Genomic DNA, 25,319 nt, shown 5'->3' on the forward strand with positions numbered 1-25,319 from the left:
ACGACCGTCGGATCGGCCGCGGGTACCGACGCTGTCGTCCCGCGGACCCATCTCCTACTGCCCGCTAGGACGACGTCGAGCCCTCCGGCAGCGGGTAGATCGCGTTCAGGAACTGCTGCACCCAGGCGATGAGGTCGGTGTCGGCCAGCGGTTCGTCGCCGACGCGCGGCAACGGCACGATGACGGTGTTCGTCTGGGCCAGGTACTTCGCGCCGGGATACATGCGTCGCAGGCGCGTCTGGATGGAGTCGGGGAGGTCGGCGGGCGTGACCCGCAGGTTCGGTCCGACGGCGATGAGGTCGCTGAGTCCCGAGCGCTGCGCCCGCTGACGGAGCCGCGACACGGCGATGAGCGTGCTCACCTGTGCCGGCGGCTCGCCGTAGCGGTCGGTGAGTTCGTCGATCACGAGGTCGATCTGGCCGTCCTTGGCCGCAGGTCCGGACGCGGCCGACAGCTTCTGGTAGGCCTCCAGCCGCAGCCGCTCGCTGTCGACGTACTCCTCGGGGATATGTGCGTCGACGGGCAGTTCGAGCCGGAGCTCGGTCTGCCCTTCGGCGACGTCGCCACGGAAGGTGGACACGGCCTCGCCGATCATGCGGAGATAGAGGTCGAAGCCGACGCCCGCGATGTGGCCGGCCTGCTCGCCGCCGAGCATGTTGCCGGCGCCACGGATCTCGAGGTCCTTCAAGGCGACCTGCATGCCACTGCCGAGCTCGTTGTTCGCCGCGATGGTCGAGAGTCGGTCGTGGGCGGTCTCGGAGAGCGGCTTGTGCTCGTCGTAGAGGAAGTACGCGTAGGCGCGCTCGCGACCGCGACCGACACGACCCCGCAGCTGGTGCAGCTGGCTCAGGCCGTACTTGTCGGCGCGGTCGATGATGATCGTGTTGGCGTTCGAGATGTCGAGGCCGGTCTCGATGATCGTGGTGCAGACGAGGACGTCGAAACGGCGCTCCCAGAAGTCGACCACGACCTGTTCGAGCGCGGCCTCGCCGAGCTGCCCGTGGGCGATGGCGATGCGCGCCTCGGGGACGAGCTCCGCGAGGTCCGCCGCGACGCGGCTGATGGACGAGACCCGGTTGTGCACGAAGAAGATCTGGCCCTCGCGCAGGAGCTCGCGCCGGATCGCCGCACCGACCTGCTTGCCGTTGTACGGACCGACGAAGGACAGGATCGGGTGGCGGTCCTCCGGTGGCGTCGCCAGCGTGGACATCTCCCGGATGCCGGTGACCGCCATCTCGAGCGTGCGCGGGATCGGGGTCGCGCTCATGGCCAGGATGTCGACGTTCGTCTTCAGCTTCTTGAGGGCGTCCTTGTGCTCGACACCGAACCGCTGCTCCTCATCGATGATGACGAGGCCGAGGTCCTTGAAGTGCACCTTGTCGGTCAGCAGACGGTGCGTCCCGATGATGACGTCGACCGTGCCGTCGGCGAGTCCGGCGAGCGCCTCCCGCGCCTCCTTGTCGGACTGGAACCGGCTGAGCGGCCGCAGGTGCACGGGGAACCCGGCGAACCGCTCCTGGAAGGTCTCGAAGTGCTGCTTGACGAGCAGGGTGGTCGGCACGAGCATCGCGACCTGCTTGCCGTCCTGGACGGCCTTGAACGCGGCACGGACGGCGACCTCGGTCTTCCCGAACCCCACGTCGCCGGAGAGGAGGCGGTCCATCGGGATCTCGCGCTCCATGTCGGCCTTGACCTCGTCGATGGTCTGCAGCTGGTCGGGGGTCTCCGCGAACGGGAACGCCTCCTCGAGCTCGCGCTGCCACGGGGTGTCTGGGCCGAAGGCGTGCCCCTTCGACGCCATGCGCGCCGAGTAGAGCTTGACCAGCTCGACGGCGATGTCGCGGACGGCCTTGCGCGCCTTGCTCTTCGCCTGCGACCAGTCGCTGCCGCCCATCTTGCTGAGCTGCGGAGCCTCGCCGCCCACGTAGCGGGTGAGGAGGTCGAGCTGGTCCGTGGGAACGAGCAGCTTGTCGCCCGGGTAGCCGCGCTTGGACGGTGCGTACTCGAGCACGAGGTACTCGCGGGTGCTCTTCACCGGGTTGCGTCCACCGCTCGAGACCTCGCGCTGGGTCATCTCGACGAACTTGCCGATGCCGTGGGTCTGGTGCACGACGAAGTCGCCGGACCGGAGCTGCATCGGGTCGACGACGTTCTTGCGTCGGGTGGCGAGCTTCTTGACCAGGCGCGAGTCGTACCCGGCGGTGCGTCCGTAGAACTCGGTCTCGCCGAGCAGCATGAGCTTCGACGTCTCCAGCTCGAAGCCGCCCTCGACGTCGGCCTGCAGCAGATAGGCGACCCCGGGCTCCGGGTCGGCCGGCAGCTCGTCGACCATGCGGGCCGCGATCTCGTGCTCGGCGAGGACGTCCGCCGCACGCTCGACGAGACCGACCCCGCGGGCGGCGACGATGACCGTCCACCCCTCGCGGATGCGGTCGGCGACGTGTTCGATGGCGCCCTCGACGTTGCCGTGGAAGCTCGGCACGGTGTCGCCGTCGACCGTGACGGTGAGGAGCTCGTCGAGTTCGAGGTGCTCCGGGAGCGTCTCGACGTCGGGGCCGGCGCGGAAGCCGCTGAACGTCCACCACGGGTGGTCGGGCGCCGGCTGGCCAGGAGCGCTGAAGGTGACGGACTCCTTCAGGGCGCCCAGCGAGATGAAGTCGCCGGAGGCGAGGTCGATCGGCGCGTTCGCACCGACGGTCGCGGCGCTCCATGCGGCGGCGAGGAACTCGCGGTTCGTCTCGGCGAGGCTGATCGACCTCGTGACGACGCGCTCCGGCGAGACGACGGCGATGGCCGCTCCATCCGGCAGGTAATGGGTGATCGGGACGAGGCGGTCGACGAGGGCCGGGGAGAGCGACTCCATGCCCTCCACCGCGATGCCCTCCGCGATCTTCTCGAGGATCCCGGTGAGGCTCGGAAACTCGTGCTGCATCTCCGCGGCGCGCTGCCGGACGGCCGGGCTGAGGAGCAGCTCACGGGACGGCGGCAGTCGGATCGCGTCGACCGGCTCGGGCAGCGAACGCTGGTCGGCGACCGAGAACGCCCGGATGCCGTCGACCTCGTCGCCGAAGAACTCGACCCGGTACGGGTGGTCGGCGACCGGCGGGAAGACGTCGAGGATGCCACCGCGCAACGCGAACTCACCACGCCGCGACACCATGTCGACCCGGGTGTACGCGAGTTCGACGAGTCGCAGCGCGATCGCGGCGAGGTCGTGTCCGCGACCGCCCTGGACGAGCTCGATCGGAGCGGTCTCGGTGAGGTTGTCGGCCACGGGCTGCAGCGCGGCGCGCACCGACGCGACGAGGAGGAACGGCCGCTCCCCCGTCCAGGCGCCGAGCCGCCGCAGCGCCTCCAGGCGTCGGCCGACGATCTCGGCGCTCGGGCTGAGGCGCTCGTGTGGCAGGGTCTCCCAGGCCGGGAACTCGACGATCTCGGCCTCTGGCATGAGGTCGCTGAGCGCGGAGCGGAGCCGCTCGGAGTCGCGGCCGGTCGCGGTGACGACGAGGGCCGCCTGGGCGGCACCCTGCCGACCGCGCTCGTCCATGAGCGCCGCGAGGAGCGGTGCACGCAGCCCGTCGATCACGGAGAAGTCCGCGCTCTTGCCCGCGTACGCGAGGGCATCGTCGATCGTTGCGGCGCGCCGAAGCGCGTGAGTCAAACCCTGAAGCGTCACCGGGACAGCCTACGCCGAGCCACCGACACCCATGACCCCATCGCCCACCGGCCACCGCTGTCAATCGGCTGCGGACGACGCGTCACGCGGCATCCTCTCGCGCCGGACGCGTCATGATTGACCCATGACGAGCACGGAGCCCCGGTCAGACCGACACCCCGAACGGACCGGCGGCTTCCCGCTCCCCCCGATCCGCCAACCGATCCGCCGGATCGGAGCGCGGACGTTCGACTTCTCGAAGCAGGTCGCGGTCATGGCGATCATCAACCGCACCCCGGACTCCTTCTTCGACCAGGGCGCGACGTTCTCACTGGACCGAGCCGTCGACGCCGCCGTGACCGCCGCAGAACAGGGCGCCGACTGGGTCGACATCGGCGGAGCCAAGTTCGCCCCCGGGCCGGAGATCCCCACCGCCGAGGAGATCGACCGTGTGCTCCCCGTCGTGGAGGCGCTCGCCGCACGGAGCGACGTCGTCATCTCCGTCGACACCTTCCGCCCCGAGGTGGCGGCGGCCTGCATCGCGGCGGGCGCCTCCGTCATCAACGACACGACGGGGATCCACGACCCGGCGCTCGCGGACGTCGTCGCCGCGAGCGAGGCCACCCTCGTCATCACGCACAGTCTGGCCAGGCCGAGGCAGCCGCATCCCCGCCCCCATTACGACGACGTCGCCGGTGAGGTCGCCGCCTTCCTGGCGGCCCGCGTCGACCTCGCGCTCTCGCACGGCGTCCCCGAGTCACGGCTCATCGTGGACCCCGGGCACGACCTCAACAAGAACACCGTGCAGACGCTCGAACTCACCCGACGGTTCGACGAGATCGCCGCGCTCGGGCTGCCGACGCTCGCCGCGGTCTCCAACAAGGACTTCATCGGCGAGTCCCTCGACCGCCCGAAGTCGGAACGTCTCGAGGGGTCACTGGTGTCCGCTGCGGCGTGCATCCTCCTCGGCGCCCGCATCGTGCGGATGCACGCCGTGCCCGAGTCGATCGCGGCCGTGCGGATGACCGAGGCGATCCTCGGCTTCCGCGCACCGGTGGCGCCCGTCCACAACGTCTGATCCGGAACCCCCGAGGAGTCACATGAGCACCCCCAGCATCACGAGCCTGGTCCCCGCGCAGGACCGACCGCTGTCGGTCGACGAGCTCGTGGCGGCCTACACCGTCGAGGACCGCTCCGCCACGACCGTCCGCGTGAACTTCGTGACGAGCCTGGACGGTGGAGCGACCGTCGACGGCGTCTCCGGCGGCCTCGGCGGCCCGGCCGACAAGACCGTGTTCGACATCCTGCGTCGACTCTCCGACGTCGTGCTCGTCGGTGCCGGGACCGTACGCGACGAGGGCTACGGTGCCATGCGGCTCGACGTCGACGCCGCGACGTGGCGCGACGACCACGACCTCCCCCTGCACCCGGTGTTCGCGATCGTGTCGGGCTCGCTCGACCTCGATCTCCGCTCGGAGGTCTTCACCCAGGCGCCGGTCCGGCCGCTCGTCGTGACGACCGACCGCGCCGACCCCGCGAAGCGCGCGGCGCTCGAGGCGGTCGCCGACGTGGTGGCGTGCGGCGACGAACACGTCGAACCGGCGCGTGTCGTCCAGGCGCTGTCCGACCGCGGCCTGCGGCAGATCCTGTGCGAGGGTGGTCCGGCACTCTTCGGCTCGTTCATCGCCGCTGACGCCGTCGACGAACTCTGTCTGACGATCAGTCCGTCGCTCGTCGGCGGGGAGAGTGTCCGGGTCTCCGCGGGTCCCGCGTCCGAAGCACCGCGACCGATGCGGTTGCAGCACCTCCTGCGCTCGGACGAGCTGCTGATCTCGCGGTACATGCGAGCCTGAGCCGTCGGCTTCCGCGCCGTCGACACCCACCCCTCGATCGTCTGATATCCCAGTAGACCAGTACTGCTACGCTGGCGGCCTCCCCCCATCCGATGATCTCTTGGGATGCTGCATGCGCGTTTCGACCAGCCCACTCCGTCCGATCCTGACCGCGACCCTCGTCCTGGCGGTCGGTTGGACCCTCTCGATGATCCAACCGGCACCGGCAGGAGCGACGGCCTTCGAGCCACCGACTGACGCAGCAGGCACTCCAAGCGGTGCGGTCTTCCACGAGGACTTCGAACGCGCACCCGACACCGGCACGCCCATGTCGGTCCGCGATTACCTGGGCCGTTCGGACCTCCGGTTCGACGCCGACGACTTCTGGACGGATCGAGCGGCATGCAACGGCTTCATCATGTCCGCCTCAATGACGGGCGCCGAGCCCGGTGACTGCCTCGACGCCGCGAGCGCCATGGCGAACGTCCGTGTCCTCGCCGGAGTGCTGGGCGTCCTCAACGGCACCGATCCCGGGACCAACTCCGCCGTTGCGGCCTATACCCAGACGAACGGTCCAGACGGCGCGGTCGAACTGGAGACGACCACGCCGATCCCACTGGCTACCGGCACCGGCCGCTTCCTGACCGCCTCCGTGAACGTCGCGTCCCTGAACTGCTTCGCAGCGGTGCCGACCGCACTGCAGCTGGCGCTGCGAACCTCCGACGGCGTCGAACACCCGGTGTCCAAGCAGGCGATCGATCCGTGCACGGACGACCGTGCCGAATCGTTCAGCCACGGCGGCGTCTCGGCTCGTGCCGGCCACTTCGCGCCCGACTCCTCCATCCTCATCGAGGATGATTCGATCGGTGTCGTGATGCGCAACGAACACGGCGGCGGATCGGGCAACGATCACGCCTTCGACGATCTGAGCATCATCGACGTGACCCCGACCCTCGACGTCGGGCTGTCGCAGGACACCGCCTTCGTCGGGGACACGATGCGTCTCCGCTTCGTCGTGCGCAACACCCCGGAACTCGCCGCGAAGGCCGGTTGGTCCGTGCAGACGGCCTTGCCCGGTGGACTCGCGGTCGCCACCGATCCGCGAGTGACCACGAGCTGCTCGGCGGAGGTGACCGCTCCGGCGTCCGGGGCCGACATCGCGTTCACCGGCGACCTCGCGGCGGGCGAGGAGTCCTGCACGATCGAGGTCGACGCGACACCGGTCGCTCGCGGCGCGCTGACCGTCACCGTGGCGGGAGACGCCGTCCGTGGGCTCGACCTCGGCTCACAGCCCGCCCTGACCGCCATCGACCGGGTCGCGATCGAGAGCCCGGCATCGGGCGCCCTCGTCGAGTCCTCACGACCGATCTTCGCCGGAACGGGCGAGCCGGGCGCCGACATCACCGTGCGCGACGGGGAGGGCCACACCCGGTGTGAGACCACCGTGGACCCGGTCGGCCGGTGGAGTTGCGCGAGCACCGAGGTCGTCGAGTCCGGCGAGGCGGTCGTGCGCGTGGAGCAGACCGCCGCGGGGCTCAGCAGCACGGACGAGACCACTTACCGCGTGATCGTCCCCGCGCTGGCCGTGGAGGGCACCGTCCGCCTCGAGATCCAGGGTGCCGACGGATCGTGGGTTCCGGTCGGGGGCGAGACCGTCGGGGGCGAGACCGTCGCGGCCGACCCCGGTGACCGCTTGCGTGTCATCGCGACGGTCACCAACACCGGCGAGAACGCGCTGGGCGACGTCACCCTCGCGGAGACGCCGGACACCCGCCTCACCTGCAGCAGCGAGTTCATCGAGCCTGGTGCCTCGACGGTCTGCACCAGCAGCGAGCCGCTCGTCCTGACACCGACCGCGCTCGACGACGGCTCGTTCGTCCACGCGTTCGAGGCGGTCCTGACCGGGTACTCGCGCGCATCGGACCGCGCCGACACCGGTCGCCTGCCACTCCCGGACGCACCCCGTGTCTCGACTGGGGCGCTGCACACCTCGCTCGGCATCGTGTGGAGGGTCGCACCGCTCGAACCGCAGGCGCCGTTGGTCCGGACGGGAGCCGAGGTCCCGCTCTCCACTGCACTGCTCATCAGCGGACTGCTCCTGGTGGGCGCGGTGCTCGTCGGCGCTGGCACGCGCCAGGGCCGACGCGTCCGCTCACCGCGCGGCTGAGCGGGCGTCAGGCGCCGTGGAAGCGGGTCTGTGCAGCCAGCAGGCCCTCGTTCACGAGGAGCTCGACCGCATCGGCCGCGTCGGAGACCAGCAGGGGAAGCTGCTCCCGCTCGGTTCCCGCGAAGTCCTTGAGGACGAAGTCAGCGGCGTCCTGACGACCCGGCGGCCTCCCGATACCGACGCGGACGCGCAGGAACTCTGGGGTCTTCAGCGCTGAGGCGATGTCGCGGATGCCGTTGTGCCCACCGTGCCCGCCGCCCTGCTTGAGCTTGATCGAGTCGAACGGGATGTCGAGCTCGTCGTGGACGGCGATGACGTGGTCGGGATCGACGGAGAAGAACTGGGCGAGCGCTGCGGTGGGGCCGCCGGAGAGGTTCATGTAGCTGTTGGGCTTGCCGAGGATGAGCTTCGGGCCGCCCGGCACGAGCCGCCCCTCGGCCACGCGCGCGTTGCCCTTGTGGGTTTTGAAGGTTCCGCCGATGCGCTTCGCGAGCTCGTCGAGGACCATCTGCCCGACGTTGTGCCGGTTGCGGGCATACTGCTCGCCCGGGTTCCCGAGCCCGACGATGAGCCACGTGTCTGCAGCCATGCTGCCTTCCTGATCGAACGCCTCGGCTCGACCGGTGAGACCGGCCAGAAACCGAGCGAACCTGCCGCCTGCCATGCACCGAGACTATCGGGGCGGGCGGGCGACAGGTTCGTCTGCTGGAGTGGTGACTACTCCGCGGCCTCGGCTGCGGTCTCCTCGGCGGCGGCCTCAGCGGCCTCCGTCTCCTCGTCCGCCGGAGCGGCCGGGACGGTGATCGCGACGATGAGGACGTCGGCCTCGGTGATGAGCGAAGCGCCCTTCGGGAGCTCGAGGTCGCCGGCCAGGATCTGGGCGCCCTCTTCGAGGCCCTCGACGCTGACGGTGACGCGCTCGGGGATGTGGGTCGCCTCGACCTCGAGGCTCACCGTGGTGGCGTCCTGGTTGAGGATGGTGCCGGCGGCGGACTCGCCCTCGATGGTCACGGGGATGTCGACCTGGACCTTCTCGCCCTTCTTGACCACGATGAGGTCGAGGTGCTCGATGATCTGGCGCACGGGGTCCTTCTGGACGTCCTTGACCAGCGCGAGCTGGCCCTTGCCGGCGATGTCGAGCTCGAGCACCGCGTTGGACTTGCGGAGGATGAGCAGCATCTGGTGGCCGGGCAGCGAGACGTGCACGGGCTCGGTGCCGTGGCCGTAGAGCACGGCCGGGATCTTGCCGAGGGCACGGAGCTTGCGGGCTGCGCCCTTGCCGAACGATTCGCGGAGTTCCGCGGTGACCTTCAGGTCATCGGACATGATGTTCTCCTCACGGGTCTTGCACCCGGTTGGTCGTGCCGCGACGATGCGCGGCGGAATGGATGAGTCAACTCGAACGCGTATCTGCGTGAGGAAAAGCCGGAAGCCAGACCACCGCGTCGATCACGGAAGCTGCCACGGGCCGCTTCCCTCGCCGAAGTTCAGTGGGAGAGTCTATCGCACCGCACTGAGGCCCGCGACCGCCTCGTCCACGATCTCGTCGACGGTGGCGTCGACGTCCACCACGAAGCCCGGTTCGTCGGCGTCCAGGTCTTCGAGGAGTGCGAACTGCGAGTCGAGGAGCGACGGCGGCATGAAGTGACCGCTCCTGCCCTCCATCCGGCGTCCGAGCACCTCGCGCGAGCCGTGCAGGAGCACGAACCGCACCCCGGGCGCCTCCGCGAGGATCGCCTCCCGGTAGGCCCGTCGGAGTGCGGAGCAGGCCATCACGAGGCCCGTGTCCGAGGCGTCGGCGAGGGCTTTGCCCACGAGGGCCAGCCAGGGCCAGCGGTCGGGGTCCTCGAGCGGCGTTCCGGCGGCCATCTTCCGCACGTTCTCGAGGGGGTGCAGGGCGTCGGCGTCGACGAAGGGCACCCCGAGCCGGTCGGCGATCAGCACTCCGGTCGTGCTCTTCCCGGACCCGGACACGCCCATGACGACGACGAGCGGTGCATTCACACGGAACCCCCTGTGGTCTCCGGCCGATGGCCGGGCGGCCGGCTCGCCCGACCCGCACAGCACGATACCGGACACCTCCGCACGGTCCGCTCGGACCTCACCTGCACGCGGGGTCATTGAGAGGTGGAGCGACACCTCCCTTTGCTACGGTTGCAGGACGGGCCGTGCCCGGATCGACGAGGGTGTCGCCGCTGTCCTGCAGCCGCCCCGTCGACTCCTGAGCACTCGGAACGCTTCCCGCATCACCCACTCTGAAGGAGAACCACATGGTGAACACCGCCGAAGCTCGCGCCAACATCGGCGTCGTCGGTCTGGCCGTCATGGGCAGCAACCTCGCACGCAACCTGGCGAGCCGCGAGGGCAACACGGTCGCCGTGTACAACCGCTCCCCCGAACGCACCGACCTGCTCGTGAGCGAGCACCCTGAGGCCGGCTTCGTCGCGTCGAAGACCATCGAGGAGTTCGCCGCGTCGCTCTCGAAGCCACGTACCGCGATCATCATGGTGCAGGCGGGTAAGGGCACCGACGCCGTCATCCAGCAGCTCGCCGAGGTCTTCGAGCCCGGCGACATCATCGTCGACGGCGGCAACGCACTCTTCACCGACACCATCCGCCGCGAGAAGGCCGTCCGCGAGACCGGCATCAACTTCGTCGGCGCCGGTATCTCCGGCGGCGAGGAGGGCGCCCTCAAGGGACCGTCGATCATGCCGGGCGGCTCCGCCGAAGCGTGGGAGACCCTCGGCCCCATCCTCAAGTCGATCGCTGCGATCGCCGAAGGCGAACCCTGCGTCACCCACGTCGGCACCGACGGCGCCGGCCACTTCGTCAAGATGATCCACAACGGCATCGAGTACGCGGACATGCAGCTCATCGCCGAGGCCTACGACCTCATCCGTCGCGGCACCGGCAAGTCGCCGGCCGAGATCGCGGAGATCTTCGCCGAGTGGAACCGCGGCACGCTCGAGAGCTACCTGATCGAGATCACCGCCGAGGTCCTCAAGCAGGTCGACGCGAAGACGGGGCAGCCGCTCGTCGACGTCATCCTCGACCAGGCCGGCGCCAAGGGCACCGGCGCGTGGACCGTGCAGACGGCACTCGACCTCGGCATCCCGGTGTCGGGCATCGCGGAGGCCGTGTTCGCCCGTTCGCTGTCGTCGAAGCCGGCGCAGCGCGCAGCGGCCCGCGAGCTCGCGGGCCCGTCCGAGGAGTGGACCGTCGCCGACCCCGACCAGTTCGTCGAGGACGTGCGCCAGGCGCTCTACGCGTCGAAGATCATCGCCTACTCGCAGGGCTTCGACGAGATCGTCGCCGGTGCCGAGCAATACGGCTGGGACATCAAGAAGGGCGAGATCGCGAAGATCTGGCGCGGCGGCTGCATCATCCGTGCACAGTTCCTCAACCGCATCACCGAGGCCTACGAGGAGAACCCCGAGCTGGTCGCCCTCGTGACGGCACCCTACTTCAGCGACGCCGTCGCTGAGGCGCAGGACAGCTGGCGCCGCGTGGTCGTCGCAGCCGCTCAGGCCGGCATCCCCTCACCGGCGTTCTCGTCGTCGCTGTCGTACTACGACGGCCTCCGCGCCGAGCGTCTGCCCGCAGCGCTCGTCCAGGGCCAGCGTGACTTCTTCGGCGCGCACACCTACAAGCGCGTCGACCTCGACGGCACGTTCCACACCCTCTGGTCGGGCGACCGCAGCGAGGTCGAGCAGGCGGGCTCGAGCCACTAGCCCACGGCCTGCAGACGCNGGGATTACGCGGCGCCGTCGAACATGCTCGTCACGGAGCCGTCGTCGAAGACCTCGTGGATCGCGCGGGCGATGAGCGGCGCGATCGAGAGGACGGTCAGCTTGTCGAAACGCTTGGCCTCGTCGACCGGCAGCGTGTCGGTGACGACGACGGAGTCGATAGCGTCGCTCTGCAGGAGCTCGACCGCCGGGTCGGAGAACACCGCGTGGGTGGCCGCGACGACGACGCCGATGGCGCCGGCGTTCTTGAGCGCCTCGGCCGCCTTCACGATCGTGCGTCCGGTGTCGATCAGGTCGTCGACGAGCAGGCAGACCCGGCCCTCGACCTGGCCGACGATCTCGTGGACGCTGACCTGGTTGGGGACCAGCGGGTCGCGGCGCTTGTGGATGATGGCGAGCGGCGCACCGAGCTTGTCGCTCCAGATGTCGGCCACACGGACGCGGCCCATGTCGGGCGAGACGACCGTCAGCGTCGACGCGTCGAGCTTCGCGCGGAAGTGCTCGAGGAGGACCGGCATCGCGAAGAGGTGATCGACGGGACCGTCGAAGAAGCCCTGGATCTGCGCGGCGTGGAGGTCGACCGACATGATGCGGTCGGCACCGGCGGCCTTGAAGAGGTCGGCGACGAGGCGGGCGGAGATCGGCTCGCGTCCGCGACCCTTCTTGTCCTGGCGGGCGTAGGGGTAGAACGGGGCGACCACGGTGATGCGCTTGGCGCTCGCCCGCTTGGCCGCGTCGACCATGATGAGCTGCTCCATGAGCCACTCGTTGATCGGAGCGGTGTGCGATTGGATGACGAAGACGTCGGTGCCGCGGATGCTCTCGTCGTACCGGGCATAGATCTCGCCGTTGGCGAAGGTCCTGGCATCGGTGGGGAGGAGCTCGGAGTCGAGCTCCGCCGCGATCGCCTCGGCGAGTTCCGGGTGGGCTCGTCCGGAGACGAGAACCAGCTGCTTCTTGTTGTCCGCCGTGATGCCTGACACAGACCCTGCCTTCTGCCGGAATCCTCCGGCCTCACTCACGAGTCGACGTTACCAGCCGCAGCCGTGTCGTCCGACACGGCATCCACGGGCGGTGCCGCCGAGGCAGCGCCGGCAGCCGTCGCAGCCGCCGTACCCGGGCGCTTCTGCTCGACCCAGCCCTCGACGTTGCGCTGCTGCGCGACCGTCAACGCCAGCGCCCCTGCCGGGACGTCCTTGCGGATGACGGTGCCGGCACCGGAGTAGGCGCCGTCGCCGACGCTGACCGGGGCGACGAGCGTGTTGTGCGCGCCGGTGCGGACGTGCGATCCGATGGTCGTGCGGTGCTTGTGCACACCGTCGTAGTTCGAGGTGATCGTTCCGGCACCAACGTTCGACTCGACGCCGATCTCGGTGTCGCCGATGTAGCTGAGGTGCGGGACCTTGCTGCCCTCACCGATCTGTGCGTTCTTCGTCTCCACGAAGGTGCCGATCTTGCCGCGCTCGCCGAGCACCGTGCCTGGGCGCAGGTAGGCGAACGGCCCGACCTCGGCACCGGCACCGATGACCGACAGCGTCGCGTCCGTGCGGCGGACGCGCGCACCCGCGCCGACCTCGGTGTCGATGAGCGTGGTGTCCGGACCGATCGTCGCACCGGACTCGACGACCGTCGCGCCGAGGATCTGCGTCCCGGGAAGCAGGGTGACGTCGGCGTGCAGCCGCGCCTTGATGTCGATCCACGTCGTGGCCGGGTCCTGGACGGTCACGCCGGCGAGCTGCCAGGCGCGCACGAGGAGGGCGTTCAGTTTGGCCGCGGCGGCGCTCAACTGGGCGCGGTCGTTGATGCCCTCGACCAGCCAGGAGTCGCTCACGGGGAGCGCAGAGACCTCGGAGCCCGCGCGTCGCAGGAGGCCGATGACGTCCGTGAGGTACTTCTCCCCCTGGGCGTTGTCGGTGGTGACCTCGGCGAGCGCGTCGCGGAGCTGGCTCACGCCGAAGAGGTAGACCCCGGCGTTGATCTCGTTGACGGCCCGCTCGGCGTCGGTGGCGTCCTTCTGCTCGACGATGTAGTCGAGTGCCCCGGCCTCGGTGCGGATGATGCGTCCGTAGCCGGTCGCGTCGTCGGGCATGGCCGAGAGGATCGTCGCCGCGACGTCGTGGTTGCGATGGCGTTCGATGAGCGTGGTGAGCGTGGCGGCGTTCAGCAACGGGACGTCGCCGTTGACCACGAGGACGTCGCCGTCGAAGTCGTCGGGCAGCGCCAGGAGCGCCTGCTCCACCGCGCGACCGGTGCCGGGCACCTCGTCCTGGTCGACGATGGTCGCACCCGGGAGCTCCGACTCGATGGCCTCGACGAGGCGGTCGCGCTCGTGGCGGACCACGGCGATGACGTGCCCGGCGTCGAGCGAGCGGGCGGTCGCCAGCACGTGGCCGACGATCGGCACGCCGCCGAGCGGGTGCAGGAGTTTCGGCAGCGCCGACTTCATGCGGGTTCCCTGGCCAGCAGCCAGGATGATGATGGCCAGACGGTCGTCGGTCACGTGTGCTCCCCCTCGGTCCGGGCACTCGCCCGGTCGGTGATCGGTCGCTCCGCCACCAGGATTCGAACCTGGACCGAACAGCTCCAAAGGCTGCCGTGCTGCCGTTACACTATGGCGGACCACTCAGCCTGACGGCGGAGCGTGGTCAATTCTGCCATGGATGTGCCGCCTCGGAATCAGCTCGCGGCGGCCGATCGAGCCCCGACGCCCGCGTGCCTCGATAATGGTGGGATGCCAGCTAGCACCGATGAGGTCGACCGGATCGTCGACGCCTGGAACCGCGAGCGCCCGGACCTCGACTTCTCGCCCCTCCAGATCCTCTCCCGTGTCGCCCGGCTGTCACGCCACCTCGACCGGGCGCGTCGGGCGGCCTTCACCCGGTCGAACCTCGAGCCGTGGGAGTTCGACGTCCTCGCCGCACTCCGGCGCGCCGGCTCCCCCTACCGGCTGAGTCCGAAGGCCCTGCTGCTCCAGACGCTCGTCTCGAGCGGCACGATGACGAACCGCATCGACCGCCTGGTCGAGCGCGGACTCGTCGAACGCCAGGGCGACCCCAACGACGGCCGCGGCATCCTCGTGCAGATGACGAACGCGGGACTCAACACGGTCGACGCGGCCATCACACGCCTCGTCGACGCCGAGGCGGACCTGCTAGACGGCCTGAGCTCGACCGAACAGGCCCGACTGACCGTCCTGCTGCGGAAGCTCAGCCTCGACTTCGACTAGCGGAACACGCCCGGTCACTGAGCCTGTCGAAGTTCGCCCTTCGACAAGCTCAGGGACCGGGTGGGGTGGCTCAGGGACCGGGTGGGGTGGCTCAGGGACCGGGTGGGGTGGCTCAGGGACCGGGTGGGGTGGCTCAGGGACCGATCAGCGGCGGAGGATCTTCCGGGCCAGCCAGTTACCGAAGAACTGGATGAGCTGCACGAGCAGGATGATGATGATCACCGCGGCCCACGTGACGACCGGCTCGAACTGCCGGAAGCCGTACTGGATCGCGAAGGCACCGAGCCCACCGCCGCCGATGAAGCCCGCGACCGCCGACATGTCGACGATGACCACGAACACGAAGGTGTAGCCGAGGATCAGCGGACCGAGCGCCTCCGGGAGGACGATGCTCAGCAACGTCCGGAGCCGGCTCGCACCCGCGGCACGCGAGGCCTCGATGACGCCGGGCGACACCGTCAGCAGGTTCTGCTCGACGATCCGGCTGATGCCGAAGGTCGCCGCCAGGGAGATGATGAAGATGAACGCGTTCGCACCGATGCCGGTGCCGATCACGAGTCGTGAGAGCGGCTGGGCGGCGGCCAGGAAGATGATGAACGGGATCGGCCGGAAGATGTTCACGATCACGTTGAGCACACCGTAGAGCACCGGGTGCGAGTACAGGTTGCCGGGCCGCGTCACGTAGAGGCCGGTGCCGACGACGAGTCCAGCGATCCCACCGAAGAGCAGGCTGAAGGAGACGAGGTAGAGGGTCTCGACGGTCGCGTCGCCGAGCTTCGGGAGCAGATCGATCAGTGCATCCATGTCAGCGCACCTCCGTCACGGTTGCCTGGGATCCGATGGCGGTCAGCGCCCCGTCGATCGTCTGGTCGTCGCCGCGGAGGGCGAGGGTCAGGTGGCCGAACGCGCGACCCTGGATGTCGTTGATCCCGCCGTAGACGAGCTCGAAGTCGACGCCCGCCTGCGCGAGCGTGAGGAAGACGCCCGCCTGCGACGCGTCGCCGTCGCGGAAGGACAGGGTGACGATGCGCCCGACGTGTCGTTCCTTGAGCACCGCCAGCTCGGCCGGCGACGGGACGCCCTTGATGACCGTCGACACGAAGCGCTTGGACGCGGCGTGCTGCGGGTCGGAGAACACCTCGAAGACGTCGCCCTGCTCGATGACCTTGCCACGCTCCATGACGGCGACCTTCGTCGCGAGCGACTGGATCACCTCCATCTCGTGGGTGATCACGACGATGGTCACGCCGAGGTCGCGGTTCACCTGCTTGAGCAGTGCCAGGACCTCCTGCGTGGTCTCGGGGTCGAGGGCGCTCGTCGCCTCGTCCGCGAGCAGGATCCGGGGCGAGGTCGCGAGCGCGCGAGCGATGCCGACGCGCTGCTTCTGGCCGCCGGAGAGCTGGTCGGGGTAGTTGTCGGCCTTGTCGGACAGCCCGACGAACTTCAGCAGCTCGTCGACCCGGGTGCGGATCTCCGCGCGGGGACGTCCGGCGACCTCGAGCGGGTACGCGATGTTCTTCCGCACCGACTTGGAGTTGAAGAGGTTGAACTGCTGGAAGATCATCCCGATGCCGAGACGGAGGTCGCGGAGACCGCGCTCCGAGAGCGTCGTCACCTCGGTGCCGTCGACGACGATGCTCCCCGACGTCGCGGGCTCGAGCGCGTTGATGAGGCGGACGAGCGTCGACTTGCCGGCTCCCGAGTAGCCGATGATCCCGAAGACGTCACCGGCCTCGATGTCGAGGTCGACGCCGTCGATCGCGGCGATCGGTGCGGCGCCCTTCTGCGGAGACGGGTATCGCTTCGCGACGTCTCGGAGGCTGACGAGTGGCATGGGGGTGTCCTCGGTGTGTCGGGTGATCAGGAGGCGGTGAAACGACGAAGCGTTCCTGCGGGAGCGGGTGACAGCCTCCCACAGGAACGCTCTGAACGTTGGATCAGCCCTTGGCCTTGATGTCCTTCTGGACGGTCTCGAGTGACTTCACGAGGTCCTTGACCGGGGTCTTCAGCGGAACCGCGGTACCGCCGGAGTTCTCCACGACGCCGTCGACGACGGACTTCGTGTCCTGGTAGATCTTCACGAGCTTCGCGTACGTCTCGTTGTCGGCGTCGGCGGACTTCGCGGCGAAGATGTTGACGTACGGCAGCGCGTTCGGGTCGGACGGGTCGTCCTCGGCGATCGCGTCGGACGCTTTGAGACCGGAGTCGTTGATGAAGTCGTTGTTGATGATCGCGCCGGTGACGTCAGGCAGCGAGGTCGGCGTCAGCGATGCCTCGAGCGAGGTGACGGTGACCTTCGACTTGTCGGCGATGATGTCGTCCGGCGTCGAGAAGATGTTGCCGCCGTCCTTCAGCTCCAGCAGGCCTGCGGACTGCAGGACGAGGAGCGCACGAGCCTGGTTGCTCTCGTCGTTCGGGATGGCGATCGTGTCGCCCTTCTTGATGTCCTTGACGCTGTCGACCTTGGTCGAGTAGAGGCCGAGGGGGTAGATCGCCGTCGAGCCGATCGGCGTGAGGTCCTCACCCGAGGCCTCGTTGTACTGCGCGAGGTAGACGATGTGCTGGAACTGGTTGAGGTCGATCTCGCCCTCGGTGAGCGCCGGGTTCGGCTGCGTGTACTCGCCGAAGTCGACGATGTCGACGAAGATGCCCTCCTTCTCGGCGGCCTCCTTGTACGTCTCCCAGTAGGGGTCGCTCGCGCCGACGACGCCGATCTTGACGGGGTTCGCCTCGGTGCCCTTGTCTTCAGCGGCGGCGCCTGCGCCTGAGCCGCCGGCGCATCCGGCGAGGAGCGCGATGGCGGGGATGATGGCCAGTCCGGCCAGAAGCTTCTTCGAGAAGGTCATTGCTGTGATTCCTCTTTCGGGTGGTGCGCGCCGGTGGACGCTGATTCGACGGTACGTCGGCCTAGCAGGGATGACGAACCGGTGCGTAACACTTCGGAACAGAGCGACGATCGAGGTGGTCCGGCCGCCGCGAGTGGACTACTCGACGAGCTCGGAGAGCTCCAGCCAGCGGACCTCGAGGTCGGCGATCTCGCCGTACATGGCCTGGATCTTCGCGCCGAGCGCGGTGATCCCGGCGAAGTCGTTCTGGTCGTGGACCGCGACCTTCTCGTGCGCCTGCTCGATCTGGCCGTTGAGCTTGTGGAGCTTGCGGTCGATCGCCTTGATCTCCTGCTGCGCGTTCCGGAGCTCCGCACCGCTCAGCTTCGGCGTCTTCTTGGTCGGGCCACCGCCGGAGGCCGTCGGGCGGTCGTGCTCCTGCGAGCGGCTGCCGGCCGTCCCGGCGTTGAGCTCCAGGTACTGGTCGATACCGCCGGGCAGGTGCCGGAAGTGGCCGTCCATGATCGCGTATTGCTGGTCGGTCACGCGCTCGAGGAAGTACCGGTCGTGCGAGACGACGAGCAGGGTGCCCGGCCACGAGTCGAGGAGGTCCTCCATGGCGGCGAGCATGTCGGTGTCGAGGTCGTTGGTCGGTTCGTCGAGGACGAGGACGTTGGGCTCGTCGAGGAGGATGAGCAGAAGCTGCAGGCGGCGGCGCTGGCCACCCGAGAGGTCCTTCACCGGCGTCGACAGCTGCGCGCTCGTGAAGCCGAGGCGCTCGAGCAGCTGTCCCGGCGTCATCTCCTTGCCGCCGGCGACGTAGCTCGTGCGCTTGCGCCCGATGACGTCGCTCACGCGGTCCTGCTCGTACTCGGCGAGCTCGTCGAGCTGCTGCGTGAGTGTCGCGACCTGCACGGTCTTGCCGCGCTTGACACGACCCTCGGTCGCTTCGACCTCGCCCGTGACGAGCCCGAGGAGGGTGGACTTGCCGGCGCCGTTCACGCCGAGGATGCCGGTGCGCTCGCCCGGGGCGATGCGCCACTCGACATCCTTGATGACCGTCCGGTCGCCGTAGGACACGGTGACGTCGAGGATGTCGACGACGTCCTTGCCCAGGCGGGCGGTCGCCATGCCGGCCAGCTCGACCGTGTTGCGCACGGGCGGCTCGTCGGCGATGAGCGCGTTCGCGGCCTCGATGCGGAACTTCGGCTTGGCCGTGCGGGCGGGAGCGCCACGGCGCAGCCAGGCGAGCTCCTTCTTCATGAGGTTCTGGCGCTTGGCCTCGGAGACCGCGGCGGAGCGGTCGCGCTCGACGCGCTGCAGGACGTACGCCGCGTACCCACCCTCGAAGGGTTCGACGATGCGGTCGTGCACCTCCCACGTGGCCGTGCAGATGGCGTCGAGGAACCACCGGTCGTGGGTCACGACGAGCAGGCCGCCGGAGTTCTTCGACCAGCGACGGTTGAGGTGCTGCGCGAGCCAGGTGATGCCCTCCACGTCGAGGTGGTTCGTCGGCTCGTCGAGGAAGAGGATGTCGTGGTCGCCCACGAGCAGGGCGGCGAGCGCGACCCGGCGGCGCTGACCACCGCTGAGGTCGGCGACGAGGGCGTCCCAGGCGATGTCGGAGGCGAGGCCGGAGATGACGTCGCGGACCTTCGGGTCGCCCGCCCACTCGTGCTCGTCGAAGCCGCCGACGATGGTCTGGCCGACGGTCTTGTCGTGGTCGAGGGTGTCGGACTGGTCGAGTACGCCGACCGTGACGCCGTTGCGCACCGTCACGCGGCCGGAGTCGGGCTCCTTGCGGCCGGCGAGGAGGCCGAGGAGCGTGGACTTGCCGTCGCCGTTGCGGCCGACGATACCGATGCGGTCGCCCTCGTTCACCCCGATCGTGATGCCGTCGAAGACGACCTTGGTCGGGTACTCGAGGTGGAGCGCTTCAGCGCCGAGAAGGTGTGCCATATCCGGTCAACGATACCGGGCCCGGGCGTCGACCACCGCCCGTGCACCGTAGGCTGCACGGGTGCCTCTGTTCTCCCGTTCCCGCCGGCTCCCGTTCGGCCGTCGCGACGCCCGGATCACCCTCCTCGACAAGCGGACGCTGCGCTACGAGCTCAGCGTCGACGACATCCCGCAGTCGGTGGTCTCCCTCGCGGATCCCCGCTTGCTCGAGTACCCCTACATCCGGCACATCGCGCGCGTGATCGACGCCGAGGCGCCGGCGGGCGAGGAGCTCTTTGTCGTCCACCTCGGAGCCGGGGCGTTGACGCTCCCCCGCTATGTCCAGGCGACGCGTCCGGGATCGCCGCAGCTCGTCGTGGAGTTCGAGCCGGAGCTGTACGCCGGGATGCTGGACGCGCTTCCGCTCCCGGACGGCCACCGGGTCGAGGTCCGCTTCGGTGACGCCAGGGCCGTCGCGGACGAGCCGGTCGACGAAGCCGCCACCACCCCTGCGGACGTCACGGCATGGCGGGACGCGAAGGTGACCGTCGTCGACCTCTGGGACGCCGCGGTGATCCACCGTCGGGTCGCGAGCCTCGAGTTCTACCGCCGCGTGGCAGCGCGGTCCGCGGACGACGGCGTGATCGCGGTGAACCTCCTCGACGGCAGCCCCTTCGACTACTCGAGACGCCAGGCGGCGACCCTGCGAACGGTGTTCGCGCATGTCGCCGTCGTCCTCGACTTCGACCCGGTCGACGACGAGGGGCCGCTCGGCAACGTCGTCGTCTTCGCGAGCGACGCACCGCTCGCGGCCGTGACGCACCCGCAGCTGTTCGGCGCACCCGCGCCCGTGCAGCTGCACGGTGACGCGCTGGCGGCCTGGATAGACGGGGCGACGGTCATGACCGATGCCGACGGCGAGGACTCCCCCGACCCCGACGACCCTCGCTGGGACTGACGACCAGACCGTCACCGGGGCCCTTCCTATGCGCACCCATCCCGTTGCGCTACGGTGGGCGTAGCGCAATGGACCGATCCGACCGGACTCCGGCGTCGCGCGGAGGAGGTTGGTCGGTGCCCGTCTCCCGACGCGTCTCCCGCGCTCAGCAGATGAGCGACCGCATCCTCGACGCAGCCCTCGACCTCATGCGCTCGCGCGGCTCGGTCGCCGTCAACATCGAGGCGGTCGCGGAGACCACCGGCGTGGCGAAGACGACGATCTACCGGCGGTACCGCAACCGCTCCGAGCTGCTCACGGCAGCCGTCGCGCGCGCCATGGAGACCCCGGTCGAGATCCCCGAGAACCTCTCCACCTACGACACCTTCACCTGGCTGCTCCACGAAGCCCGGGCGATGATCGAGGACGTGGTGGGCCGGGGCACGATCGCGTCGATCCTGCTCCAGGACGACCCCGAGTTCTCGACGCTGCTCCGCGACCTCACGAGGAACCGGGCGCGCGCGCTGTCCAACCTGGTCGACGAACGGATCTCCACCGGCGATCTGAAGCCAGGACTCGACGGCCGCCTCGTCGCGACCCTGCTCCTCGGTGCGGTCCTCGGACAGCTCGTCCGCGGCGCCGACATGGACGACGACTGGGCGGACCAGGTCCTGTCCGTCCTCTGGCCGGCACTGGCCGCATGACGCGAGGCAGCACCCCGCCGCACGCTGCGGTGATCTACAACCCGACGCGCATCCAGCTCGAGCGCGTGACGAGGCTCGTCGACGCCGCGGCCACGGACGCCGGCTGGGGCCCGACGAGCTGGATCCCGACCCGCGAGCGGTCGACCGCGGTCGACCAGGTCGCCGAGGCGCTCGGAGGCGGCGCGTCGCTCGTGATCGCCGCCGGCGGTGACGGGACGGTCCGCGAGGTGGCCGGGGCGATGCGTCACACCCGGACGCCGTTCGCCGTCGTCCCCGTCGGCACCGCGAACCTCTTCGCCCGGAACGCCGGTATCCCGATCGACACGGCCACCGCCGTGCGGGCCGCGTTCACCGGGGAGGACCGGAGCGTGGACGTCGGCGTCATCGAGTACCGGAACCCCGACGGCGTCCGGCGCAGCACCCCGTTCCTCGTCATGTCCGGCTTCGGCGTCGACGCGGACATGGTGGCCTACGCCGACCCCGTCCTGAAGCGCCGCTTCGGCTGGATCGCCTACGTCGTCCCGATCATCCGCGGGCTGTTCCGCCGCGACCGGCCCCGCGTCTCCTGGAAGGAGGACGGCGGATCGATCCGGAGCGGACGGACGCACACGATGTTCGTCGGGAACTGCGGCACCGTCTCGGCGGGCCTCGACGTCCTCCCCGACGCACTCCTCGACGACGGTGTGCTCGACGTCCTGATGGTGCGGTCCCTCGAGGGGTGGGACGGGGTCCGGGTGACGCGCTGGCTGCACCGCGCGAACAACCCCGTCGCCCGGTTCTCCAAGGGAAGACGGACACGGGGCCGCCGCGTGCAGCCGAGTGCCGTCGAGACGGCTGGTTCCGCCGGCGGGGCGCTCCGCTACCTGCGGGTACGACGGATCGACGTGACGGTGTCACCGCCAGCCGAGTTCCAAGCGGACGGCGACGGGATCGGCCTGGTCTCGGCGGCCCGGCTGACCGTCGACCCCGGCGCGCTCATCGTCCGACTACCGGTGACGGCGGCGCGATCGGGTCGGCTCCGGCCCTGAGCCCGCCCTTCGACAGGCTCAGGGACCGGAAACGGCTCAGGGACCGGAGGAACGGCTCAGGGACCGGAGGAACGGCTCAGTCCGCGAGGATCTTGCCGGGGTTGAAGTTCGAGCCGGGGTCAGCACTGTCGAAGAGGCCGCGCATGATCGCGACGCCCTCGGTCGAGATGTCCTGCTCCATCCACGGCGAGTGCTCGACGCCGACCGCGTGGTGGTGCGAGAGGGTGCCACCGTGGTCGACGAAGGACTGCTGGATCGCCGACTTGACCTGCTCGTACTCGCCGATCGGGTCGTCGCCGGTGATGAACGCGAAGGTGAAGTAGAGGCACGCGCCGGAGTGGTACGAGTGGGAGAGGTGGCACATGATCCACCCGTGCACCCCGAGCTTGTCGTACGCGGCGTTGGCGGCGTCGTTCGCGGCGTCGTAGACCTCCTGCAGGCGCGACCAGGGCGCCGCGGTCTCCGAGACGTCCGCCGCGGCTCCGCGGTCGAGGAGGAAGTCGCGCAGGTACGGGGTGTCGAACTTCTTCTGGTCGTAGAGGGCGCCGGGGCCCTTGCCGACGCCGATGCCGCCGTGCTTCCGGACGATCGAGCCGACGAGGCCCTTCTCGTACCGCACGTGGGACGCGCTGCCCTCGTAGCCGATGAAGGAGAGGCACAGCTGCTCGAGGTCCCAGCCCCTGGCCGTGAGCACCTTCATGAGGCCCTTGGTGACCTGCGCCGAGACGCCGGTGCTGGCCTTCCGGGTCGCGAGCGAGAAGCCGCTCTCCCGGGCGTTCGACACCCGGGTGACCGAGGGGCTGGCGTCGCTCTCCGCGATCTCGTGCATCGCCGCGAGCCCGGCCTCCCAGGTGGGGAAGAAGTAGCCGAGGACCTCGCGGACGGCGGGCGTCCGGTGGACCTGCACGGTGACCTCGGTGATGATGCCGAGTCGACCCTCGCTGCCGATGATCATCTCGCGGACGCTCGGGCCGGTCGACGCGCTCGGGACGGGGCGGATCGCCACGATGCCGTTCGGGCGCACCATCCGCAGGCCCTTGGTGATGTCGGCGATGTCGCCGTACTTGTCGGACTGCATGCCCGAGGAGCGGGTCGCGACCCATCCGCCGAGCGTGGAGTGCGTGAAGCTGTCGGGGAAGTGGCCCATCGTCCAGCCCTTGGCGCCGAGCTGCTCCTCGATCGAGGGGCCCTGCGCACCGGCCTGGATGGTGGCGAGACCGGAGCCCTCGTCGATCGACAGGACGCGGTCGAGCCGGCCGAGGTCGAGCGAGATGATGACCCGCTCCTCCGTCGGCTGCGGGTCGAGCGAGCCGGCGATGTTGGTGCCACCGCCGAACGGGATGATGACGGCGTCTGCGTCGACGGCTGCAGCGACGACCGAAGCGACCTCGGCCTCGTCAGCCGGGTACACCACGAGGTCGGGCGTGCGGGGCAGGTCGTTCGCGCGGATCCGGAGCAGGTCGCGGATGCTCTTGCCGTAGGTGTGGACGACGCGTTCCTGGTCGTCCGTGGTCACGTGACCCTGACCGACGAGCGTCGAGAGCTCGGCGATGAACTCCTCGGACGCGCGCGATGCGGGGACGGTGAGCTCGTCGAAGCTGAGGTGCGCCTGCGCAGGCTTCCGGAGGTCGAGACCGACGGCTTGCTTCACGAACGGCGCGAAGTCCGGCTTGTTGCTGTGCTCGAAGGCGACCCCTTCGACTCCCCAGCCCCACCACTTCATGTGCTCCACAGACGTCATCCGGCTTCCTTTCGTGGTGTGTCGATCGAAACGTGTGTTCCCGGCTCGACCGAGGCGCGCAGCGCGACGATCTCGGCGACGACGCGGTCCATGAGCTGGACGGGCGTCTCGTTCGGCTGCGGGTGGATCGGTTGCCCGAAGACGACGCGCACCGGCGGTCGTCCGGGGACGGGCCAGTTGCGACCCTTCGGCATGGCGGAGTGGGTGCCGAGGACGGCCACCGGGAGGCAGGGGATGCCCTGGCGGGTGGCGAGTGCCGCGGCACCGGGCTTGAACCGGCCGAGCTCACCCGTCCGCGATCGGCCGCCCTCGGGGAAGATGAGGATCGGGACGCCGCTCTCGAGCAGCTCCCGTGACACGCCTGCACGCTTGCGGTCGCCCGAGCGGTCGACCGGGAACGCGTTGAAGAAAAGGGCGGCGAAGATGCGGCGGGCGGGGACGTCGAAGAAGTAGTCGGCGGCGACACCGGCGGCGAGATAGCGCGACAGTCGACGCGGCATCGCCCCGACGACGAGCGGTGCGTCGAGGTGCGACTGGTGGTTGGCGACGACGATGTACGGCCCGGTGACGCCCGACAGGCGCTCGCGACCCGTCACCGTCACGCGGGTCAGCGACCAGACGAGCGGCTTCAACAGCAGACGCTGGGCGACGAACCGCGCGTTGGCGTGGAGGGAGGAGGTGAACCGCGGCTCTGCGGTCATCGGCGGGCTCCTGACTGGGCGGCGTTGGCGGCTCGACGGCTCGAGGACATCCGGCCGGAGATCCACCGGATGGACGCACGGGGCGCGAACTTGACGAGGGCCATGAGGGCCTTGAAGCGGAAGCTCGGGATGGAGACGACGACCCCTCTCCCGGCGTCGCGGAGGGCGTCGGCGACGAGCCGGTCCACATCGATCCACAGACCTGACGGGATCGAGCGGGTGCTGATGCCGGCGCGATCGTGGAACTCGGTGCGGACCCATCCGGGGCAGAGCGCCGTGACGCGGACACCCGAGCCGGCGAGCTCGACCGCGAGCGCCTCGGTGTAGGTGGTGACGAACGACTTCACCGCGGAGTAACCGCCGGTGGTGATGTACCCCGCCGTGCTCGAGACGTTGATGATGGTGCCGCGTCCGCGTTCCCGCATGGCGCGGGCCGCGGCGCCCGAGAGGGTGGTGACGCTCCGGCACATGACCTCGATCGCGTTGTCGAGCTCGCTCGTGTCGGGGTCGGTGAGGCGGGCGTGCACGCCGAACCCGGCGTTGTTCACGACCACCTCGATCGGTGACCCCTGATCCTCGATCCGCGCGGCGAGTCTCGCGACGTCGGCGCGGTCCGAGAGGTCGGCACTGATCACCTCGACGGTGCGACCGGTCGCGCGCAGTCGCTCGGCCGATTGCTCGAGCCGCCCGACGTCACGGGCGACGAGCACCAGGTCGAAGCCCCGTCCGGCGAGCGCCGTGGCGAACGCGGCACCGATGCCGGACGTCCCACCGGTGACGAGAGCTGTAGCCATGGGGATCAGAATACGCTACGCG

Annotated in this window: 21 protein-coding genes and 1 tRNA gene; 8 read left to right on the forward strand and 14 right to left on the reverse strand. The window is 69.6% G+C overall.

Features of this window, described 5'->3' with window-relative positions; translation table 11 throughout:
- Window positions 1-64: 64 nt before the first annotated feature.
- Window positions 65-3,676, reverse strand: coding sequence for a transcription-repair coupling factor (gene mfd / locus IFU11_RS04310; protein ID WP_079705469.1), 3,612 nt, complete (start codon window positions 3,674-3,676; stop codon window positions 65-67).
- Window positions 3,677-3,800: 124 nt separating this feature from the next.
- Here mfd and folP point away from each other — a divergent pair, with 124 nt between their 5' ends.
- From folP to IFU11_RS04325, 3 genes are all read left to right on the forward strand, one after another.
- Window positions 3,801-4,733 (forward strand): dihydropteroate synthase, encoded by a 933-nt coding sequence (gene folP, locus IFU11_RS04315; RefSeq protein WP_137242007.1) that lies wholly within the window; start codon window positions 3,801-3,803, stop codon window positions 4,731-4,733.
- 22 nt (window positions 4,734-4,755) lie between these two features.
- The gene (locus tag IFU11_RS04320) at window positions 4,756-5,508 is read left to right on the forward strand and encodes a pyrimidine reductase family protein (protein WP_192018236.1); all 753 of its coding nucleotides are present in this window, start codon (window positions 4,756-4,758) and stop codon (window positions 5,506-5,508) included.
- A gap of 112 nt (window positions 5,509-5,620) precedes the next feature.
- The gene (locus IFU11_RS04325; protein WP_192018237.1) at window positions 5,621-7,654 is read left to right on the forward strand and encodes a DUF7933 domain-containing protein; all 2,034 of its coding nucleotides are present in this window, start codon (window positions 5,621-5,623) and stop codon (window positions 7,652-7,654) included.
- A gap of 7 nt (window positions 7,655-7,661) precedes the next feature.
- Here IFU11_RS04325 and pth read toward each other — a convergent pair whose 3' ends face one another.
- The 3 genes from pth to IFU11_RS04340 all read right to left on the reverse strand — a co-directional run bounded on the left by pth (window position 7,662) and on the right by IFU11_RS04340 (window position 9,658).
- Window positions 7,662-8,243, reverse strand: a complete 582-nt coding sequence (pth, locus tag IFU11_RS04330; protein WP_192018238.1) for an aminoacyl-tRNA hydrolase — start codon at window positions 8,241-8,243, stop codon at window positions 7,662-7,664.
- Between the two features lie 128 nt (window positions 8,244-8,371).
- Window positions 8,372-8,980, reverse strand: a complete 609-nt coding sequence (locus IFU11_RS04335; RefSeq protein ID WP_079705465.1) for a 50S ribosomal protein L25/general stress protein Ctc — start codon at window positions 8,978-8,980, stop codon at window positions 8,372-8,374.
- A 174-nt stretch (window positions 8,981-9,154) separates the two neighbouring features.
- On the reverse strand, window positions 9,155-9,658 hold the full coding sequence (locus IFU11_RS04340; RefSeq protein WP_229938709.1) for a gluconokinase: 504 nt from the start codon (window positions 9,656-9,658) through the stop codon (window positions 9,155-9,157).
- 266 nt (window positions 9,659-9,924) lie between these two features.
- On the opposite strand from IFU11_RS04340, the gene gndA reads away from it, so the two are divergent.
- Window positions 9,925-11,385: an NADP-dependent phosphogluconate dehydrogenase gene (gene gndA / locus IFU11_RS04345; protein ID WP_192018239.1), complete on the forward strand. Its 1,461-nt coding sequence runs from the start codon at window positions 9,925-9,927 to the stop codon at window positions 11,383-11,385.
- Between the two features lie 23 nt (window positions 11,386-11,408).
- On the opposite strand, the gene IFU11_RS04350 is transcribed toward gndA, so the two are convergent.
- From IFU11_RS04350 to IFU11_RS04360, 3 genes are all read right to left on the reverse strand, one after another.
- Entirely contained in the window at window positions 11,409-12,386 is a 978-nt protein-coding gene (locus IFU11_RS04350; protein ID WP_079705464.1) for a ribose-phosphate diphosphokinase, read from the reverse strand.
- A gap of 35 nt (window positions 12,387-12,421) precedes the next feature.
- Window positions 12,422-13,903, reverse strand: coding sequence for a bifunctional UDP-N-acetylglucosamine diphosphorylase/glucosamine-1-phosphate N-acetyltransferase GlmU (gene glmU, locus IFU11_RS04355; protein ID WP_192018240.1), 1,482 nt, complete (start codon window positions 13,901-13,903; stop codon window positions 12,422-12,424).
- Window positions 13,904-13,950: 47 nt separating this feature from the next.
- Window positions 13,951-14,022, reverse strand: a tRNA-Gln gene (locus IFU11_RS04360).
- Between the two features lie 112 nt (window positions 14,023-14,134).
- On the opposite strand from IFU11_RS04360, the gene IFU11_RS04365 reads away from it, so the two are divergent.
- Window positions 14,135-14,629 carry a MarR family winged helix-turn-helix transcriptional regulator gene (locus IFU11_RS04365; RefSeq protein WP_064296482.1) on the forward strand — a complete coding sequence of 165 codons (495 nt, stop codon included), beginning with the start codon at window positions 14,135-14,137 and terminating at the stop codon, window positions 14,627-14,629.
- Between the two features lie 144 nt (window positions 14,630-14,773).
- On the opposite strand, the gene IFU11_RS04370 is transcribed toward IFU11_RS04365, so the two are convergent.
- From IFU11_RS04370 to IFU11_RS04385, 4 genes are all read right to left on the reverse strand, one after another.
- A complete protein-coding gene (locus IFU11_RS04370; RefSeq protein ID WP_064296483.1) occupies window positions 14,774-15,433 on the reverse strand; it encodes a methionine ABC transporter permease in 660 nt (219 codons plus the stop codon).
- Between the two features lies 1 nt (window position 15,434).
- Entirely contained in the window at window positions 15,435-16,463 is a 1,029-nt protein-coding gene (locus tag IFU11_RS04375) for a methionine ABC transporter ATP-binding protein (protein ID WP_079705461.1), read from the reverse strand.
- Between the two features lie 103 nt (window positions 16,464-16,566).
- The gene (locus tag IFU11_RS04380; RefSeq protein ID WP_192018241.1) at window positions 16,567-17,475 is read right to left on the reverse strand and encodes a MetQ/NlpA family ABC transporter substrate-binding protein; all 909 of its coding nucleotides are present in this window, start codon (window positions 17,473-17,475) and stop codon (window positions 16,567-16,569) included.
- A 138-nt stretch (window positions 17,476-17,613) separates the two neighbouring features.
- On the reverse strand, window positions 17,614-19,413 hold the full coding sequence (locus IFU11_RS04385; RefSeq protein WP_079705459.1) for an ABC-F family ATP-binding cassette domain-containing protein: 1,800 nt from the start codon (window positions 19,411-19,413) through the stop codon (window positions 17,614-17,616).
- A gap of 61 nt (window positions 19,414-19,474) precedes the next feature.
- On the opposite strand from IFU11_RS04385, the gene IFU11_RS04390 reads away from it, so the two are divergent.
- The 3 genes from IFU11_RS04390 to IFU11_RS04400 all read left to right on the forward strand — a co-directional run bounded on the left by IFU11_RS04390 (window position 19,475) and on the right by IFU11_RS04400 (window position 22,061).
- A complete protein-coding gene (locus IFU11_RS04390) occupies window positions 19,475-20,350 on the forward strand; it encodes a spermidine synthase (RefSeq protein WP_192018242.1) in 876 nt (291 codons plus the stop codon).
- 116 nt (window positions 20,351-20,466) lie between these two features.
- Window positions 20,467-21,033 carry a TetR/AcrR family transcriptional regulator gene (locus tag IFU11_RS04395; protein WP_161578540.1) on the forward strand — a complete coding sequence of 189 codons (567 nt, stop codon included), beginning with the start codon at window positions 20,467-20,469 and terminating at the stop codon, window positions 21,031-21,033.
- Entirely contained in the window at window positions 21,030-22,061 is a 1,032-nt protein-coding gene (locus IFU11_RS04400; protein WP_192018243.1) for a diacylglycerol/lipid kinase family protein, read from the forward strand. The genes IFU11_RS04395 and IFU11_RS04400 overlap by 4 nt, the downstream gene beginning before the upstream one ends.
- 76 nt (window positions 22,062-22,137) lie before the next feature.
- Here the strand turns inward: IFU11_RS04400 and IFU11_RS04405 are convergent, their stop codons facing one another.
- From IFU11_RS04405 to IFU11_RS04415, 3 genes are read right to left on the reverse strand one after another with little or no spacing between them, the layout of a single operon-like run.
- Window positions 22,138-23,802, reverse strand: a complete 1,665-nt coding sequence (locus IFU11_RS04405; RefSeq protein ID WP_192018244.1) for an FAD-binding oxidoreductase — start codon at window positions 23,800-23,802, stop codon at window positions 22,138-22,140.
- Window positions 23,799-24,503 (reverse strand): lysophospholipid acyltransferase family protein, encoded by a 705-nt coding sequence (locus IFU11_RS04410; RefSeq protein ID WP_138946648.1) that lies wholly within the window; start codon window positions 24,501-24,503, stop codon window positions 23,799-23,801. Before IFU11_RS04410 ends, IFU11_RS04405 begins: the two co-directional genes overlap by 4 nt.
- Window positions 24,500-25,297: an SDR family NAD(P)-dependent oxidoreductase gene (locus tag IFU11_RS04415; protein WP_192018245.1), complete on the reverse strand. Its 798-nt coding sequence runs from the start codon at window positions 25,295-25,297 to the stop codon at window positions 24,500-24,502. Before IFU11_RS04415 ends, IFU11_RS04410 begins: the two co-directional genes overlap by 4 nt.
- Between the last annotated feature and the right edge of the window lie 22 nt (window positions 25,298-25,319).

Source organism: Plantibacter sp. CFBP 8804 (genome assembly GCF_014841225.1).
Lineage (GTDB): Bacteria > Actinomycetota > Actinomycetes > Actinomycetales > Microbacteriaceae > Plantibacter > Plantibacter auratus.

Coding starts and splice junctions, on each gene's coding strand:
- folP (WP_137242007.1), top strand. CDS start 3,801: ATGACGAGCACGGAGCCCCGGTCAGACCGACACCCCGAACGGACCGGC.
- IFU11_RS04320 (WP_192018236.1), top strand. CDS start 4,756: ATGAGCACCCCCAGCATCACGAGCCTGGTCCCCGCGCAGGACCGACCG.
- IFU11_RS04325 (WP_192018237.1), top strand. CDS start 5,621: ATGCGCGTTTCGACCAGCCCACTCCGTCCGATCCTGACCGCGACCCTC.
- pth (WP_192018238.1), bottom strand. CDS start 8,243: ATGGCTGCAGACACGTGGCTCATCGTCGGGCTCGGGAACCCGGGCGAG.
- IFU11_RS04335 (WP_079705465.1), bottom strand. CDS start 8,980: ATGTCCGATGACCTGAAGGTCACCGCGGAACTCCGCGAATCGTTCGGC.
- gndA (WP_192018239.1), top strand. CDS start 9,925: ATGGTGAACACCGCCGAAGCTCGCGCCAACATCGGCGTCGTCGGTCTG.
- IFU11_RS04365 (WP_064296482.1), top strand. CDS start 14,135: ATGCCAGCTAGCACCGATGAGGTCGACCGGATCGTCGACGCCTGGAAC.
- IFU11_RS04370 (WP_064296483.1), bottom strand. CDS start 15,433: ATGGATGCACTGATCGATCTGCTCCCGAAGCTCGGCGACGCGACCGTC.
- IFU11_RS04375 (WP_079705461.1), bottom strand. CDS start 16,463: ATGCCACTCGTCAGCCTCCGAGACGTCGCGAAGCGATACCCGTCTCCG.
- IFU11_RS04380 (WP_192018241.1), bottom strand. CDS start 17,475: ATGACCTTCTCGAAGAAGCTTCTGGCCGGACTGGCCATCATCCCCGCC.
- IFU11_RS04385 (WP_079705459.1), bottom strand. CDS start 19,413: ATGGCACACCTTCTCGGCGCTGAAGCGCTCCACCTCGAGTACCCGACC.
- IFU11_RS04400 (WP_192018243.1), top strand. CDS start 21,030: ATGACGCGAGGCAGCACCCCGCCGCACGCTGCGGTGATCTACAACCCG.
- IFU11_RS04405 (WP_192018244.1), bottom strand. CDS start 23,802: ATGACGTCTGTGGAGCACATGAAGTGGTGGGGCTGGGGAGTCGAAGGG.
- IFU11_RS04410 (WP_138946648.1), bottom strand. CDS start 24,503: ATGACCGCAGAGCCGCGGTTCACCTCCTCCCTCCACGCCAACGCGCGG.
- IFU11_RS04415 (WP_192018245.1), bottom strand. CDS start 25,297: ATGGCTACAGCTCTCGTCACCGGTGGGACGTCCGGCATCGGTGCCGCG.